16 protein-coding genes are annotated in these 15,250 nt (G+C 47.7%); 3 read left to right on the top strand and 13 right to left on the bottom strand.

All coding sequences use genetic code 11. The annotated features are described in order from the left end of the window. Window positions 1-101: 101 nt before the first annotated feature. From L5M29_RS21555 to gspC, 13 genes are all read right to left on the bottom strand, one after another. Window positions 102-863, bottom strand: a complete 762-nt coding sequence (locus L5M29_RS21555) for a type II secretion system protein N (RefSeq protein ID WP_263170013.1) — start codon at window positions 861-863, stop codon at window positions 102-104. 14 nt (window positions 864-877) lie between these two features. Further along, window positions 878-1,354, bottom strand: a complete 477-nt coding sequence (locus tag L5M29_RS21560; protein ID WP_105251002.1) for a type II secretion system protein M — start codon at window positions 1,352-1,354, stop codon at window positions 878-880. 1 nt (window position 1,355) lies between these two features. After that, a complete protein-coding gene (gene gspL / locus L5M29_RS21565) occupies window positions 1,356-2,543 on the bottom strand; it encodes a type II secretion system protein GspL (RefSeq protein ID WP_173242587.1) in 1,188 nt (395 codons plus the stop codon). A 183-nt stretch (window positions 2,544-2,726) separates the two neighbouring features. Further along, window positions 2,727-2,912, bottom strand: a complete 186-nt coding sequence (locus tag L5M29_RS21570; protein WP_263170016.1) for a hypothetical protein — start codon at window positions 2,910-2,912, stop codon at window positions 2,727-2,729. Continuing rightward, entirely contained in the window at window positions 2,912-3,910 is a 999-nt protein-coding gene (gspK, locus tag L5M29_RS21575; RefSeq protein ID WP_105251000.1) for a type II secretion system minor pseudopilin GspK, read from the bottom strand. Before gspK ends, L5M29_RS21570 begins: the two co-directional genes overlap by 1 nt. Further along, on the bottom strand, window positions 3,907-4,680 hold the full coding sequence (gene gspJ, locus L5M29_RS21580; protein ID WP_263170018.1) for a type II secretion system minor pseudopilin GspJ: 774 nt from the start codon (window positions 4,678-4,680) through the stop codon (window positions 3,907-3,909). The genes gspK and gspJ overlap by 4 nt, the downstream gene beginning before the upstream one ends. Further along, the gene (gene gspI / locus L5M29_RS21585) at window positions 4,661-5,029 is read right to left on the bottom strand and encodes a type II secretion system minor pseudopilin GspI (protein ID WP_105250998.1); all 369 of its coding nucleotides are present in this window, start codon (window positions 5,027-5,029) and stop codon (window positions 4,661-4,663) included. Before gspI ends, gspJ begins: the two co-directional genes overlap by 20 nt. Further along, entirely contained in the window at window positions 5,016-5,591 is a 576-nt protein-coding gene (gspH, locus tag L5M29_RS21590; RefSeq protein WP_113941577.1) for a type II secretion system minor pseudopilin GspH, read from the bottom strand. Before gspH ends, gspI begins: the two co-directional genes overlap by 14 nt. 1 nt (window position 5,592) lies before the next feature. Next, a complete protein-coding gene (gene gspG / locus L5M29_RS21595) occupies window positions 5,593-6,027 on the bottom strand; it encodes a type II secretion system major pseudopilin GspG (protein WP_105250996.1) in 435 nt (144 codons plus the stop codon). A 62-nt stretch (window positions 6,028-6,089) separates the two neighbouring features. Beyond that, on the bottom strand, window positions 6,090-7,313 hold the full coding sequence (gene gspF, locus L5M29_RS21600) for a type II secretion system inner membrane protein GspF (protein ID WP_105250995.1): 1,224 nt from the start codon (window positions 7,311-7,313) through the stop codon (window positions 6,090-6,092). A 3-nt stretch (window positions 7,314-7,316) separates the two neighbouring features. After that, on the bottom strand, window positions 7,317-8,882 hold the full coding sequence (gene gspE / locus L5M29_RS21605) for a type II secretion system ATPase GspE (protein ID WP_105250994.1): 1,566 nt from the start codon (window positions 8,880-8,882) through the stop codon (window positions 7,317-7,319). Continuing rightward, window positions 8,875-10,989: a type II secretion system secretin GspD gene (gene gspD, locus L5M29_RS21610; protein ID WP_113941578.1), complete on the bottom strand. Its 2,115-nt coding sequence runs from the start codon at window positions 10,987-10,989 to the stop codon at window positions 8,875-8,877. The genes gspE and gspD overlap by 8 nt, the downstream gene beginning before the upstream one ends. Window positions 10,990-11,013: 24 nt before the next feature. Continuing rightward, the gene (gspC, locus tag L5M29_RS21615; RefSeq protein WP_113941579.1) at window positions 11,014-11,943 is read right to left on the bottom strand and encodes a type II secretion system protein GspC; all 930 of its coding nucleotides are present in this window, start codon (window positions 11,941-11,943) and stop codon (window positions 11,014-11,016) included. A 253-nt stretch (window positions 11,944-12,196) separates the two neighbouring features. Here gspC and hslR point away from each other — a divergent pair, with 253 nt between their 5' ends. The 3 genes from hslR to L5M29_RS21630 all read left to right on the top strand — a co-directional run bounded on the left by hslR (window position 12,197) and on the right by L5M29_RS21630 (window position 15,210). Next, window positions 12,197-12,595 (top strand): ribosome-associated heat shock protein Hsp15, encoded by a 399-nt coding sequence (gene hslR, locus L5M29_RS21620; RefSeq protein ID WP_105250991.1) that lies wholly within the window; start codon window positions 12,197-12,199, stop codon window positions 12,593-12,595. A gap of 14 nt (window positions 12,596-12,609) precedes the next feature. Next, window positions 12,610-13,470, top strand: coding sequence for an Hsp33 family molecular chaperone HslO (gene hslO / locus L5M29_RS21625; RefSeq protein WP_105250990.1), 861 nt, complete (start codon window positions 12,610-12,612; stop codon window positions 13,468-13,470). 198 nt (window positions 13,471-13,668) lie between these two features. After that, the gene (locus L5M29_RS21630) at window positions 13,669-15,210 is read left to right on the top strand and encodes a phosphoenolpyruvate carboxykinase (RefSeq protein WP_173497001.1); all 1,542 of its coding nucleotides are present in this window, start codon (window positions 13,669-13,671) and stop codon (window positions 15,208-15,210) included. The last annotated feature ends 40 nt before the right edge of the window (window positions 15,211-15,250 follow it).

Below are 15,250 nucleotides of genomic sequence, written 5' to 3' on the forward strand. Positions count from 1 at the left end.
TTCATCGCATTGTTTTATGATCGGACATTTAATGCAACTCTCGCATTACGGCCTTCACATCTGAGCACTCACATTAAGTTTAAGTGCTCATCTAAAACAGCCTATAACCCAGGGATCCGCCCCTGATATACCACAGGGAAATAACCATCCGCACCACGCTTACCTAAAATATTCAGCGACTCACGCATATCTTCTGGTTGCTCTGCCGTTTCTTTAATCTTAGCCTCAACCTTCACCATATTGCCTTCATCTAACTGTAAGGTACCAACAATACCAAGCTGGTTCTTGGTTTCATCTGTGGCCAATTGCGCTTTGCCTTCGACACAACTCAGTCCGAGTTCAATATTACCTAGAGGATAGTTACCAAACTGATTCTTAACATTGGTTTGATTCAAAAACAGCTTACCAGACAACTGCTCGCACCAAGGCTTACCTTGCTCTAACGTCTCGACTAATAGGCTGACTTCACCGGATATTTCGGTTTTAAAAGGCAGTTTTGCATTGCCGAGTAAAAAGCTATCCGGCGCTTCGAAACGTAACCCCTTCGCACTTAAGCCTCCCATAGACCAAGAAATTAATCCCTTAGCACTGACAGGTGTTGCGCGGCTGCCCACTTGAAAATCAACTTTCACTTTACCTAAAAATAGCGCCCAAGGACTCAGATCCCAACGCACTTGCTCTACCTGACGCTGCGGCATACTTAAGGTTTCTATGCTGCCAGACCAAATACTGCCACTTACACCCGAAACACTGATATTCGCGGGCAATGGGGCTAACGCTATCGCAATCTTAGCGGGGAATAGGACGACTAAAAATATTAAATAAATCAGTACGCCTATGATGACTTTTTTTATCAAACTCACAGCTACACCTTAATTTATTGCGCTAATTGGATACGTCTCACTTTGACATAGCCAGGTACATCGGCCTCAGCCAAATCAACACTTTCGAGTGAAAGTCCTTTCTTCTGTACTAACTCACTCAAATAACCTAACAAGGCATCAAAAGGAACATCGTCCATCCACACTTGGATCTTATCGCCTTGGGGCTGCATGCGAGTAATCACTAACCCATAATTGCCCGCAGTTTGGTTAACCACTGAGCTTAAACTGCCCGACGTCGTTGGCTTAGCACCGTTCTGCTTAAGACTCGCTATTTTATTCGCCGTTTGTTTTACATAGTTCAACGTCTGTTGTTGTGCATTGAGGTTACGTAATGCATCGGCTTCAGCATTGGCAATCGGCGTCCAAACACCCCAATAAAAAATACCTATAACTAAGAATACCGAGCAAAAGCCCACTAACTGTTGCTCGCGCGATGCGAGCCCTTGCCACCAAGTCCGCAAATTATCCATCTTATTTGCTCCTCAAGGTTAAGGTACTGGTGACTTGCTCTTCACCGCTATTCATAGTGCCGCCGTCGAGTTGAAAACGACGACCAACAATCTCTTTAAACTTCTCGATCTGCGCGTAATTTTTCGCACTCACTTGCATGCGGATCTCGTTACGCGCGCTTTCGAATCTTAAGCTATTAGGTTTAAGTTCAGGCACTTGCTTAAAGGCATCCTGTAAACCATCGAGCATGGCAAAAAACTCGGCACCACTGCCCTGTCCCTGCAATGCACGTAATTGACTTTCCATCTGCGAACGTAGGTTAACAATGCGCGAATTTCCCGGGATCACTTGCTGATAAATGGATTCACTCTGGGCTTTAAGATCGGCAATCTGACCATTGACTTGATGTATAGTCAGCCCTTTATTCACTAAGGCCAGCACACAAGCGATGGCAATAACGATGGCCGCACTTTTCCACATCATCAACTGTTTGCTGTATTCACGCTTCGGCGTGTAAACGCCGCTCAGTAAATTCACTGGCGCATGCAAAATACCGCGGGCTAACACTAACATAGGTAGCTCAAGTGACTGCGGCTTAAGCTCGACCCCCTCGAGTTGCATCTCGGTATAACTGGCAACTGAGACCTCACCTTGCACTGGCTTAAGTTGTTCTAACGCAATTGGCAACCAAGGCAGAGGTAAGCTCTGGCCCGAAGCTAATCCGGTACGCAGCAATAGCTCATTGCCAAAATTCATTGCCGCCCATTGGCACTCTTGCAATGGCAAGGCTAAACAATCAGGCACAATGCGCTTCACTTTTAAACCCGCTTCGGTCAAACAACTCAGCCAAGTCTGCATTTGCTCATGTGCCACTGCGACCACACTTAAGGCATCACCATCACGTGGACCAACAGTAAAATGCATAGCATCGACATCATCGGCTAAGGCTTCTTCGAGCATAAAAGGCAAGGCTTTCAAGGCTTGGCGTTGACCTTTTTCGGGCAAATGCACACTAGTGAGCGTCATCGCCGCGGCGGGCACTAACACATCGACGGGACGATTGCCCGCACGCTCGGTTAAGGTCGACAAACCTTGGGCATTGGCGAGCTCGCCAGAGGCGATAATTTCCTGTTCTTGCTCTGACCAAACGAGCCAAGAGCACGCTTGCTCTGCTGTTCTGCCTAAGCGAATAAATAGCCGTTCACTCACAGTTTTTCTCCACCAGTCCCAGTCAAGAAAGTGTGACTGAGCTCGTTGCTATTATTTTTGTCCACCAGATTCTGCTGGGTGAGCACTTCCATTATTTTTGGCCACCAACATCAAACCCTGACGGGTGAGCACTGCCATTATTTTTGGCCACCAACACCAAACCCTGCCGGGTGAGCACTGCCATTATTTTTGGCCACCAACACCAAACCCTGCCGGGTGAGCACTGCCATTATTTTTGGCCACCGACACCAAACCCTGACGGGTGAGCACTTCCATTATTTTTTGGCCACCAACATCAAACCCTGCCGGGTGATCACTTCCATTATTTTTGGCCACCAACATCAAACCCTGACGGGTGAGCACTTCCATTATTTTTGTCCACCAAACTGACGGGTGAGCACTTCCATTTTATTGCCGCCGCTCTTTTTGAGCACACTTTCCATTCTAAATACGGCGTTATCAACCTTCGCCCCCGAGGCCAATAAAAAATATTGGCTATCGATGACAAAGCTCGACTTCATGGCACCTTCCCACTTGATCGATCCCATGGATGAGCTTTCATAAAAATCATCTATCTTGGCAAAGCCATCACCGGGGCGTTGGTTGATGATACTTTCTGCTTCGCCTACCGAAATCTGATTTTCGAGCATGCCAGCTAATAGTGCCGCTTGCTCGACTTCCAAGGTATTCACATTCAGTAATTGCCTGTCATTACCTGGGATAACGCATACATAGGGCAAGAGTTTCAAATAGATATCTTGGGTGTATCCCATCACTGCCCGTAATTCACTGCGATGATTCATCAGCGTATTGGCCGCACGGTAAGGCACATTTCGCGCTTCGTATTCCGCATCTTCGGCACCATAAGGGCTAGCAGTGGTGTCTTCGTCGATATAATCTTTTAAGGTCTGGGTCAGACGGTCCGCACTAAAGTCGTCCATTCCTAAACTCACCAACAAGGCCTTATATTGCTTCGCCGCCAACGGCAGCTTAGGTTGACTGTTTTCCACCTCTTTCGTGGTCACAGACAAGGCATTTAAGTTAAAACAGGCACGCATATCTGTGATCTTGCCAGCAATTTCACCGTATTCAGCCGGAAACACCACATCGGCCATGGCCCAATATTGTTGCCTGTGGACCCGACCTTCCGAGTCGTCTAAATCTTGTTTTAAAATTTTCTTCGCCAGTTCTTCAGCAGAAATCGCGTACCAATAGGCTTGATCGTACTGGGCCAAGTTCAACGTTCGACGCATGGATAACTGATTACGGCCAGTGATATTTGTCGCGATGATCACCACCATGGCCACAATCAAGAGCACAACTATCAGTGCGACACCACGCTGTTTAGACCGAGATTGGGTTCTCATTCGCGGCCCTCATCTTCAGGGTCGCCATCACCAGAACCGTCACCTGGATCGTTCCCCGAGCCATCATCGACTCCATCACCATCTTTGTCTTTATCTTTGTTCGTATCGTCAGGATTTTCGTCTTTATTATCGTCATCCTTAGACTTTTCTGGTGCAACAGCACCCAGCGGCAACAAGAACTTACGTTGGATCTTGCCTAAACCTTCAATCTCAATCTCCATGGCGATCGCTTTAGGCAACTTAGTCGCCTCGACTTTGCGCTCCCACTTGTCTTCCATAAAGAAGGAATATTCCACCGACAGCACTTTGTCGATAATCACTGTCTTAATCGGCTCGGCGCCAAACTCAGGCTCAGGATAAGGAAAGTACCAACGTTCCAGCCGCCCTTCATGCACCACATACGCCACCGACTGCAAGCTGCCTCGCGGTAATAAACCGTCGGGATTTAACCAGCCTAAACGGTAAAACACTAAGGCTTCTGATTCCGAATCTAAAATATCATTGCCTGTTTGGAAGACGGTCGAACCTCGACCACCTTCGAGTAATCTTGGCGTGCGCGCCACCATTTGCGCGAGATCACGCTCAATCGCACCAAAGCCTTGTTGTAGAGCTTTAAGCCGAGTTGAAAAAGCGCGCGTCACTTCATCGTTAGTCAGCACTGTGCTGAGTACCGCATTAGAAGCCAAACCTATCATGGCGAAAATCGCGATGGCGATCAGCATTTCCAGCAGGGTGAATCCCCGCTGCGCACTAGTTAGTTTTAAGGACATAACTGCTCACTTGTGCGGCAATACGCTGATAGCGTTCGTCTTCACTCACACTTATGCGGATCATACGAAAATTATCGTCCGTCGTTTTCACCACTTCTTTACGCCAATACCAATCCTTTCCTGCGAGCTCAACTTGACCTTCTTTTTTACCGATTTCAGGAAACTGTGGATCGAGTCTGGCATCGACCATCTGATTATCAGCCACCCACTGTGCCAAAGTGCGCGATTCCAGAATCGGCATGTTTGCCATCTGCTCGCCCAAACTTTTAGTGATAGACACGGCCGCAATCGAAAATACGGCAAGGGCCACAATCACTTCGAGTAGGGTCATGCCCTTAACGCGTTTCATCGGGGCGCCCTATGGTTAATCTGCCCAGCGCATCACCGACCACTAACGTTTCGGCCTGCTGGCCTTTGTTAGTTTTAGCGATAAACGTCAGCTCAAAAGCGCTCATTTCACCGCTCGGGAATAGCATGACCTGTGGCTCAGGGTGTTTCTTCTTATCATCGGCAGAGGGTTCAATCAGCGGTTCTTCGAACCAAGAATCGTCTTTCTCATCCTCTTGTACCAAAGGTAAACCATCGAGCACTAAGTTCAGTACAACCCCTGGCTCCATTTGCTTTTCAGATAAGAGTCTGTCTTTATCCAAAGGCTCCCACTTACCTTCTTTATAAAAAACAAACTGATAACTGGTTTTCTCAATCACAATACCAATAAACTGGCCACTTAAAACGGTTTCATCAAGCACCATTTCAGTGGCCGCAATAAACTGCCGCGCCGTTCTATCTAAGGCCTGTTGCGGCCCAGAATTGCCGATAGACATAGTCACAGCCGCAGCCGTGAGCCCCATCAACAAAATCACTAGCATCACCTCCATTAAGGTGAAACCAGCGTGACGCAGCTTTAGCATCTTATTGGAAATTCTGTAAATTCCAGTTACCGATGTCATCTTCGGTACCTGGTTGACCATCGGGGCCTGCACTGAAAATGTCTAACTTGCCGTTTTCGCCAGGGCTTAACAACAGGTAGTTATTGCGCCATGGATCTTCTGGCAAACGTTTTACATAACCATCTTCACGGTAGTTACGTGGCTCAGGCGAAATCGTAGGCTTTTGCACTAATGCTTCTAAGCCTTGTTCGGTCGATGGATAGACACCGTTATCTAACTTATACATATCTAAGGCATTTTCGAGTGCAACTATGTCAGACACGGCTTTTTGTTGGTCAGCCTTATCTTTGTTACCCATCAAGTTAGGCACAACCATAGAGGCTAAAATCCCTAAAATCACGATAACAACCATCACTTCGAGTAAGGTAAAACCTTGATGTTTCTTGTTCATTTGCATCGACTACTTCTCCTAAAAAAACCTATGCCAATCGACTTGGTCATAATCCATAAATTCAAAAATTAACCGCTAATCAAGTTATTCAAGGCTAAAATTGGCTGCAAAATTGCCATCACGATAAAGAGCACAACACACGCCATACTGACCACCAGCATAGGCTCGAATACACCCAATGCTATGTTGACGTTACCTTCGAATTCCCTGTCTTGGTTATCGGCGGCCCGCTCTAACATCTGCTCAAGTTGACCACTCTTCTCGCCCGACGCAATCATGTATAACATCATAGCCGGAAACAACTTAGTATTAGTCAACGCTGCACCTAAGCTAGTTCCTTCCCGCACGCGTGCGGTCGCATCGTCAACTGCGGCCCGCACTCGCATATTCTGCAACACTTCACTGGCGATACGCATACCATCGAGCAAAGGCACTGAACTGGCGGATAAGATACTTAACGTCCGCGCAAAACGCGCCGTATTTAATCCCTTACTCACGCGGCCAACAACCGGCATGCTCAATAAAAAATTATCGTACTTCATCCGAAACGCAGGTGACTTTAACATGCGCCGAAAGAGTGCGAACAGCAGCACTAAGGCGATGACCACAAACACACCATAGTTTTGCACAAAGTCAGAGGCCGAGATCAAAAATCGGGTCGAGGCGGGAAGCTCAGCGCCCATGTGCTCAAACTGTCCGACCACTTTAGGCACAACCGCAGCTAGCAGGATTGAAATCACCCCTATCGCCACTGTGGTCAAAACCGCGGGATAAATCATGGCTTGGGTCAGCTTAGATTTAAGCTGTTGGCGTCGCTCGGTATAATCCGCTAACCGATTAAGTACCACTTCTAAGTGACCGGACTTTTCACCCGAGGCCACCATGGCACGGTATAAATCATCGAAAATATGCGGAAATTCAGCCAAGGAATCGGCCAGACTATAACCTTCCACCACCCGAGAACGTACCGCCATAATCATGCTCGCGAGACGATCTTTCTCGCACTGCTGACCAACGGCTTTAAGGGATTCTTCAATCGGTAAACCCGCGGCCACTAAGGTCGCAATTTGGCGGGTGATCAAAGCTAATTCAGCAACTGAAATGCCACGTTTGAAAAACGAAAAACTGCTGCTCTTAGCTTTGGCTTCTTTTTCAGTAACAGGCAGTATTTCCAAGGGCATCATGCGCTGATCGCGCAGTTGGCTGCGGGCGTGTCTGGCGGTATCAGCCTCAATCACGCCCTTAAGCTGCTTTCCCTTGGCATCCAGTGCCTTATATTCAAATGCTGGCATAAATTACTCCTCGCGAGTCACACGTAGCACTTCTTCGAGAGTGGTGATGCCCGCGAGCACTTTGCTCATGCCATCGTGACGAATACTTGGCACAAACTGACGAATATACTTTTCGATGGCTAACTCACCGCGGCCGCCATGGATCAATTCACGCACATTATCGTCAACCAGTAATAGCTCATGAATACCGGTTCGACCACGGTAGCCATTGTTACCACAGGATTTACAGCCATTGGCACGGAAAATACGTCTGTCGTCATCGGCGGCTATGCCCAGCAACTCACGCTCACGCGCATCGGGCACATGCTCGATTTTACATTTAGGACAAAGGGTTCGGATCAAACGTTGAGCCAACACGCCGAGTAAACTTGAAGACACGAGGAATGGCTCTACGCCCATGTCTTGCAAACGTGTAATCGCGCCAGACGCTGTGTTGGTATGTAGGGTTGAAATTACCATGTGACCAGTGAGTGACGCTTGCACCGCAATTTGCGCGGTTTCGAGGTCACGGATCTCACCTATCATCACGACATCGGGATCTTGACGCAAAATTGCGCGCAGACCACGGGCGAAGGTCATGTCGGCCTTAGTGTTAACTTGGGTCTGACCGATACCGTCTAACTCGTATTCGATAGGGTCTTCTACTGTGAGTATGTTGGTGTCTTTGGAGTTGATCTCCGTCAAACCCGCATACAAAGTGGTACTTTTACCCGAGCCCGTTGGGCCAGTCACCAAAATGATCCCGTGAGGGCGACGAATAAGATCTTCAAACTTAACCCGAATACTGTCGGTCATCCCCAATTGCTCTAAATCGAGGTTGCCAGTATTTTTATCCAGCAGACGCAGTACAACACGTTCACCGTGGCTCGATGGCATGGTCGATACCCGCACATCTACCGCACGACCTGCGATACGCAGCGAAATACGGCCATCCTGTGGCACACGTTTTTCGGCGATATCGAGGCGAGCCATAACCTTAATCCGCGACACTAACAGCGACGACAGTTTACGGTTTGGCTTGAGCACTTCCTTAAGTACACCATCGATACGGAAACGCACCACAAGCTGTTTCTCGTAGGTTTCGATATGGATATCCGACGCTTCTTCTTTAATCGCTTCAGATAACAAGGCATTAATCAGTTTGATGATAGGCGCATCATCATCACCTTCGAGCAAGTCTTCGGTCTGCGGCAGCTCTTCGGCAAGGGTGAATAAATCCATCTCGTTGCCTATGTCTTCCATCAACTGCTGCGCTTCAGACGAGTTCGCCTGATATGCTTGAGTGAGTTTGGCCTCAAACTTCGCCACTTCGAGCTTAACCAAAGGCAAATCGACACCCGAATAACGCCGCGCTTCGAGCATAGCCGTTAAGGGTGTTTTACTCGTATAGAACAAGCTTAACTCGCCCGTTTCGCCCAGCGCGAGCACCACATCGTGGCGGTGTGCAAAGGCAAAAGGTAAACGCTCTTTACTGCTCGAACGAAATACCTCATCACCTTCAGCTTCAAGGCCTAGCTCATTAGAGACTTGACTGAGGTCATCGACTTGGGATAGTTGAATTTCACTCATTGGTTTTATCTTTGTTTTTGTTTTCATCGAGCGTTTTGAGCGTTGGATCCGTTTTACGCATCTGGGTCTCTAAACCTTTACCTTCTTTATAACGCTCTAAAATCTCGTTAACTTCAGGTGGTAAATACTCAGACTGATTCCATTCATCTAGTACAGGCACTTTAGTCTCAGGCATTAAGTTAACGCCACGCTCTTGCTGTTCAAGCTGTAATGCTCTGAAATAATTATATTTACGTCCCGCAATCCCTTCCATCGTGATGCCATCACGTATAATCGTTGGCTTGATGAAGATCATGAGGTTTTTCTTCGTTTTTTTACTCGAAGAAGATTTAAACAAATGTCCTAGAATAGGGATATCACCCAAGAACGGTACTTTTTGTATACTTTCTTGTACTTCTTCGTTGATCAAACCACCGAGTACCACAATTTGACCAGAATCCGCCATAACGGTAGTGGTTAAGCGACGAGTCGCGAAGGAAATATCCACGCCTGTATTACCGTTAACCCCAGAAACTTCCTGTTCAATCGTCAGCTTCACTGAGCTGCCTTCGTTGATCTGTGGCACCACTTTCAGTTTAACCCCAACCTCTTTACGCTCAACAGTTTGGAATGGGTTGCTATTGCTCGAGCTGGCGGTAGAACCTGTCAGAATAGGCACTTCGTCACCCACAATAAACGAGGCCTCTTGGTTATCTAAGGTGGTAATCGAAGGCGTTGCCAGTACGTTTGAGTTAGTGTCACTCGACACTGCTTGAATTAAGGCACCAAAGTCGCCCATGGCCACGCCCCAAGCCATACCGTTCACTTTACCTAAGGCTTGAGCAAGTAAAGTAACATCACCTTTAGTATCTGGGTTTTTGCCAATCACGTCACCTGTATTTGGGTTAGTGATGAATGTCCCTTCTTGATCTTGCGCCTGCCATACACCTGCACCAATTTCACCTATGGTTGGGCCTAAGTTATTAAACTGAGTACCACCACCCGCTTTCGCGGCCCATTGGACCCCAAAGCCGACGCTATCGCCTTCGGCGACTTCCACGATAATGGCTTCTACGAGTACCTGAGCACGGCGGATGTCGAGTTGATTAATCACGCTCTCGATAGTGCGCATCTGATCGGGTTCAGCACTGATCACTAAGGCGTTGGTTTCAGTATGCGCCATGATATTGATTTCATTACGGCGTTTACCACCTGCAGCCTGAGCGCTCGGATCTTTCTCGCCTTCCAACTTTTGGGCAAAACCGGTCAGCACTTCAACTAAATCTTCTGCTTTGGCATAACGTAGATAACGAACTTTTGTGTTACCTGTGCTGGCTTGTTCGGCATCGAGACGACGGATAAGCTCGACCACACGTTGGCGGCTCTTCTCATCACCGCTCACGACTACGGCATTGATACGTTCGTCAGCAACCACTTTTGGCGCTTGGCCTGGCAATTGGGATTGGTTAGCGGTAGCACGATAAAGGGTATCAATAATTCGTACCATTTCACCCGCGGAGGCAAATTCTAACGGCACCACTTGCACCGAGGTATCGCCTTGCTTATCCACTCGACGGATAATTTCGACTAACTTGTTCACGACAGCAGCACGGCCAGACAACATCAAGACATTGGAGGGGTCGTAGTTCACTACGTTGCCGCCACCCGCATTATCATTAAGTTGGCGCAATAACGGCGCTAATTGCTTAGCCTCAGTATTATACAAGGCCACGATACGCGTCACCATTTCATCACCAAGGCCGGGGTCGTTATCGTTAGCGACTCGAATTGCAGCGGTTTTGGCATCTTTGTCTTTAATGACTTTAATAACGTTATTTTCCATCTCAACGATGGCATAACCGTAAACTTGTAAGACGTTGAGGAAAAACTGGTAATACTGTTCATCGTTCAACAGATCATAACTGCGAACGTTGATTTTGCCGCGAATTGTCGGGTCAACTATGATCGTCTTATTCAGGTTTTTACCAACGATATTGATAAATTCTTGAATATCCGTGCCTTTAAAGTTGGCCGCATACTGTTCAGACCAAGCGAATTGGGAGGAGAACATGGCTGCACCCGCAACAACCCCAGCAATCAGCTTGCGTCGAATCCTTTTGTTATTCATTCTTTTTCTTTCCTCTAACGCGTGTTATTGCGGCAAACTAAACATGATTTCAACCAATTGTCCTTCCCGCTCAACCATAATAGAAACTTCGGTTAACTCGGGTAATTGGCTCATCATTTCTAACGCTTGACTCATTACGGTCAAGTCGTATCCATTAATCGATTTGGCTAAATCGTTAGCTTTAAAACCCGCCTGCTTAAACAAATTGGCGTCTTTCCCTGGATTCAAGCGATATCCCGCCACAGCGTCACCCTGTCTGACAGGTGAAATGGCAATATAATCGGTGATCTTACTAGGGTCGGCTAACAATTCGGTGCGGGATTCGGCGAGTTCTTGGGAGATTTCGGCATTTTTACGTTGATCGACACGGCTCACTGCCGAGCCAGTCTTATTAGTCTTAGCTTGTTGTAACTGTTGATTGGCTGGGCTTTGGCTAGTGTAAACTAAGCCATCGAGCATTAATGTCTCGTAACGGCCAGCGTTAGTGATGATAATACGGTCGGCATAGACTTCTTTCAGTGATGCCGAAGTACCCTTGATTTTATCGCCTAAGCTGTAGGTCTCTTGGCTGCCGTTTGACTCAATGATCGCTAAGCCTTTCTGATCCGCTGTCGATGCAACAACGCCAGTGAGCTGAATAGAGAGTGTGGTCTTAGGCGCGTCGGTCACAGTCTCAACAACCTCAGTTTTTGGCTTTTCAGATTTAGCATCTGCCTTACCAAAGAGACCAAGCTGCTGTAAACCCGCAAGATCAACCTGTCCAGCACTTTTACCCGTCAGGTTAACGGGCGTTGGCGACCAAGCACTGGGTGATGAGCTAGTAGGCACTAATTTCCATGTAATTTGCGCGGCTAACAACATGATCACAATAAAACCCAACCAGAAGACTATCCGGCTTAAGGGCTTATGGGGCATGCCAATGGCTTTTGCGATAACTTTATCTAATAAATCCATATTTTATGTGGACCCTCGATACAGGTCTCTGTTCTGATTATAATAATTAGGCGATTACCGTCTCATGCTAACCTAGGCAGCATTTGGCAACAAGCCCATAACAGCATTCAAATTGGCGAAAATAGGCCAATTATGCTAACTTTGCCCGCCATAAAAGGGTGTGAAGCACGCCACCCTTTAACATAATAGAAATGCTCTTGACGCATTTTCTTGCTCGGCGTGTGAACTCATCGATCTTTTAGCTGGAGACACTATGACTCAAGGTCAAAGCGACAAAACAGACATTCGACTCGATAAGTGGCTTTGGGCTGCACGTTTTTATAAAACCCGTGCCATCGCCAAAGAAATGATTAACGGCGGCAAAGTACATTACAACGGCCAGCGTGCCAAATCTAGTAGGAATGCCGAGATAGGCGCCGTCCTTAAGATACGCCAAGGATATGACGATAAAGAGATCGTCATAAAAAAATTATCGCAATTACGCCAAAGTGGTTCGATTGCACAAGAATTGTACGAAGAAACCGCGACAAGTCTGGCTAAACGGGCCATTAATGCTGAGCAACGACGCCTCCACATGCTCAATAACCCGATACCCGATCAGAAACCAGATAAAAAGCAACGACGCCAGCTCATGCGCTTTAAAGACCTTTAACAGTGAGATACACGATGAACCAAGATACTTTACACCGCTACTTGTTCGATAATGCCGATGTGCGCGGTGAACTGGTGCAGTTACAAGACAGCTATCAACAAGTGATCAGCGCCCAAGAATACCCAGCCGTACTGCAAGTGCTACTGGGTGAATTAATGGCAGCCACCTCACTATTAACCGCTACATTGAAATTTAGCGGTGATATCAGCGTGCAGTTACAAGGCAACGGCCCTGTTTCTTTAGCAGTGATCAACGGTAACAATTTACAAGAGTTACGCGGTGTGGCTCGCTGGAATGCTGAACTCGCCGATGATGCTAGCCTCACAGAACTCTTCGGCCAAGGCTACATGGTCATCACCTTAACACCCGACGAAGGTGAACGCTACCAAGGTGTCGTTGCACTAGACAAGCCAACACTTGCGGCCTGTGTTGAGGAATACTTCAATCAATCTGAGCAGTTACCTACGGGAATTTGGTTATTTGCCGACGGCAAACAAGCGGCGGGCATGTTCCTACAAATTCTGCCAAGCCAGCAAGATCACAACGCCGACTTCGAACACTTGAGCCAACTGACGTCGACCATCAAGGCCGAAGAGCTATTTACTCTTGATGCAGAAAGCGTGTTACATCGCCTCTATCATCAGGAAGAAGTACGCTTATTTGATCCTATCGATGTGAGCTTTAAATGCACTTGTTCCCATGAACGCAGTGCAGGTGCGATCAAGACCTTAGATCAAGCAGAAATCGAAGCCATACTCGCCGAAGATGGCAAGATAGAAATGGGTTGCGAATATTGCCACGCTAAATACACCTTTGATGCCATAGACGTAGCAACCTTATTTGCTAACGGTCAAACATCAACAACCCAGCAGTAAAACGACTCCCGCTAAAAAATGGGCGCCCTATTTGGCGCCCATTTTTTATTCATACCTATAATCCCCTCACACATTGCACTCGGCTTAGGCTACAATCGCCCTCACTTTGTCACCTAGCACGACTCAGGCGATAAATAAAATTAAATCGGCAGACGATCGATATTAAAATAACCTTACAAATCAAATGGAGACCTCACTATGGCGGATGGATTAAACCGCGTTCACTTTAACCCCTCAACAGCACAACTTGTCGAATTTGCCCTGCTACGCGGCGAAGGTGAATTGACAGCCAATGGCGCATTAGTTGCTAAAACAGGCGCTCGCAGCGGTCGCTCACCTGGCGATCGTTTCATTGTAAGAGAACCCAGTTCAGAAGCTGATATCGAATGGGGCCCAGTCAATCAGGCTTTCGATCCAGGTGCTTTTGAAGGTTTATGGGCACGGGTTGAAGCTTACCTAGCCGATAAAGAACTGTTTGTATCTGATCTCGAAGTCGGTGCCGACACTGAACATTACCAACCAGTACGAGTCACCACGCAATACGCTTGGCACCAACTGTTCGCCCGCAATCTATTTATCATTCCTGAAGAATTTAATCGTAAAGACAAACCAGTGTGGCAGATCATCAATGCCCCTGACTTTGTTTGCGTACCAGAACGTGATGGCACTAACTCAGATGCGACCGTGATTTTAAACTTCGCCGAACGTAAAGTGCTGCTCGCTGGCCTGAAATACGCTGGCGAAATGAAAAAGTCTATGTTCTCAGTACAAAACTTCCTACTGCCAGCCCAAGGCGTGCTCCCAATGCACTGCTCGGCCAACGTAGGTAAAGATGGCGACACTACGCTGTTTTTCGGTTTATCTGGCACAGGTAAAACCACACTCTCTGCCGATCCAAAACGCTTCCTCATTGGTGACGATGAGCACGGCTGGGCACCCGGCGGCGTATTCAACATCGAAGGCGGTTGCTACGCCAAATGTATCGATTTAAGCCAGAAGAATGAGCCCGTGATTTGGGATGCGATTCGTTTCGGCACTGTACTTGAAAACGTCGTGATGGACGAACACCGCGTACCTAACTACAAAGACAGCAGCCTGACGGAAAACACCCGCGCAGCCTATCCGCTGGAGCACATTGCCCAACGTAAAGAAGACAACTGCGGCGCTGAGCCACATGCGGTTGTATTCTTAACCTGCGACGTATCTGGCGTATTACCACCGGTTTCTATCCTGACCAAAGAACAAGCGGCATACCACTTCTTGTCTGGCTATACCGCCAAAGTGGGTTCGACTGAAATCGGCTCAACCTCAGCGATTCAATCCACCTTCTCAACGTGCTTCGGCGCACCTTTCTTCCCACGCCCTGCTGGCGTGTACGCAGAACTGTTGATGAAGCGCATTGAGTCCTTCGGCAGCCAAGTGTACTTAGTCAACACTGGTTGGACTGGTGGCCCACACGGTGTAGGTAAACGTTTTGACATCCCCACCACCCGCGCCATCGTCGATGCGATTGTCAGCGGTGAGTTGAAAGATGTTGAAACCGTCCACTTAGACACCTTGAACCTCGCCGTTCCTGTGGCAGTCACAGGCGTAGACAGCAATTTACTCAACCCAATCAACACTTGGGGCGATAAAGCGCTATATGCCGAATACGCCCAGAAGCTGGCCGAAGCTTTCACTAAAAACTTCGCTAAGTATCAAGTGTCAGACGCTATCCGTAACGCAGGCCCAAAAGCATAAGCGCGTAGTGGATCCATTCGGATAATGTAATCAAACACAT

Source organism: Shewanella sp. SM95, from assembly GCF_025653595.1.
Lineage (GTDB): Bacteria > Pseudomonadota > Gammaproteobacteria > Enterobacterales > Shewanellaceae > Shewanella > Shewanella oncorhynchi.

Coding starts and splice junctions, on each gene's coding strand:
- gspK (WP_105251000.1), bottom strand. CDS start 3,910: ATGAGAACCCAATCTCGGTCTAAACAGCGTGGTGTCGCACTGATAGTT.
- gspJ (WP_263170018.1), bottom strand. CDS start 4,680: ATGTCCTTAAAACTAACTAGTGCGCAGCGGGGATTCACCCTGCTGGAA.
- gspG (WP_105250996.1), bottom strand. CDS start 6,027: ATGCAAATGAACAAGAAACATCAAGGTTTTACCTTACTCGAAGTGATG.
- hslR (WP_105250991.1), top strand. CDS start 12,197: ATGACTCAAGGTCAAAGCGACAAAACAGACATTCGACTCGATAAGTGG.
- gspC (WP_113941579.1), bottom strand. CDS start 11,943: ATGGATTTATTAGATAAAGTTATCGCAAAAGCCATTGGCATGCCCCAT.
- gspD (WP_113941578.1), bottom strand. CDS start 10,989: ATGAATAACAAAAGGATTCGACGCAAGCTGATTGCTGGGGTTGTTGCG.
- gspF (WP_105250995.1), bottom strand. CDS start 7,313: ATGCCAGCATTTGAATATAAGGCACTGGATGCCAAGGGAAAGCAGCTT.
- L5M29_RS21560 (WP_105251002.1), bottom strand. CDS start 1,354: ATGGATAATTTGCGGACTTGGTGGCAAGGGCTCGCATCGCGCGAGCAA.
- gspE (WP_105250994.1), bottom strand. CDS start 8,882: ATGAGTGAAATTCAACTATCCCAAGTCGATGACCTCAGTCAAGTCTCT.
- gspH (WP_113941577.1), bottom strand. CDS start 5,591: ATGCTAAAGCTGCGTCACGCTGGTTTCACCTTAATGGAGGTGATGCTA.
- L5M29_RS21630 (WP_173497001.1), top strand. CDS start 13,669: ATGGCGGATGGATTAAACCGCGTTCACTTTAACCCCTCAACAGCACAA.
- gspI (WP_105250998.1), bottom strand. CDS start 5,029: ATGAAACGCGTTAAGGGCATGACCCTACTCGAAGTGATTGTGGCCCTT.
- L5M29_RS21570 (WP_263170016.1), bottom strand. CDS start 2,912: ATGGAAGTGCTCACCCGTCAGGGTTTGATGTTGGTGGCCAAAAATAAT.
- hslO (WP_105250990.1), top strand. CDS start 12,610: ATGAACCAAGATACTTTACACCGCTACTTGTTCGATAATGCCGATGTG.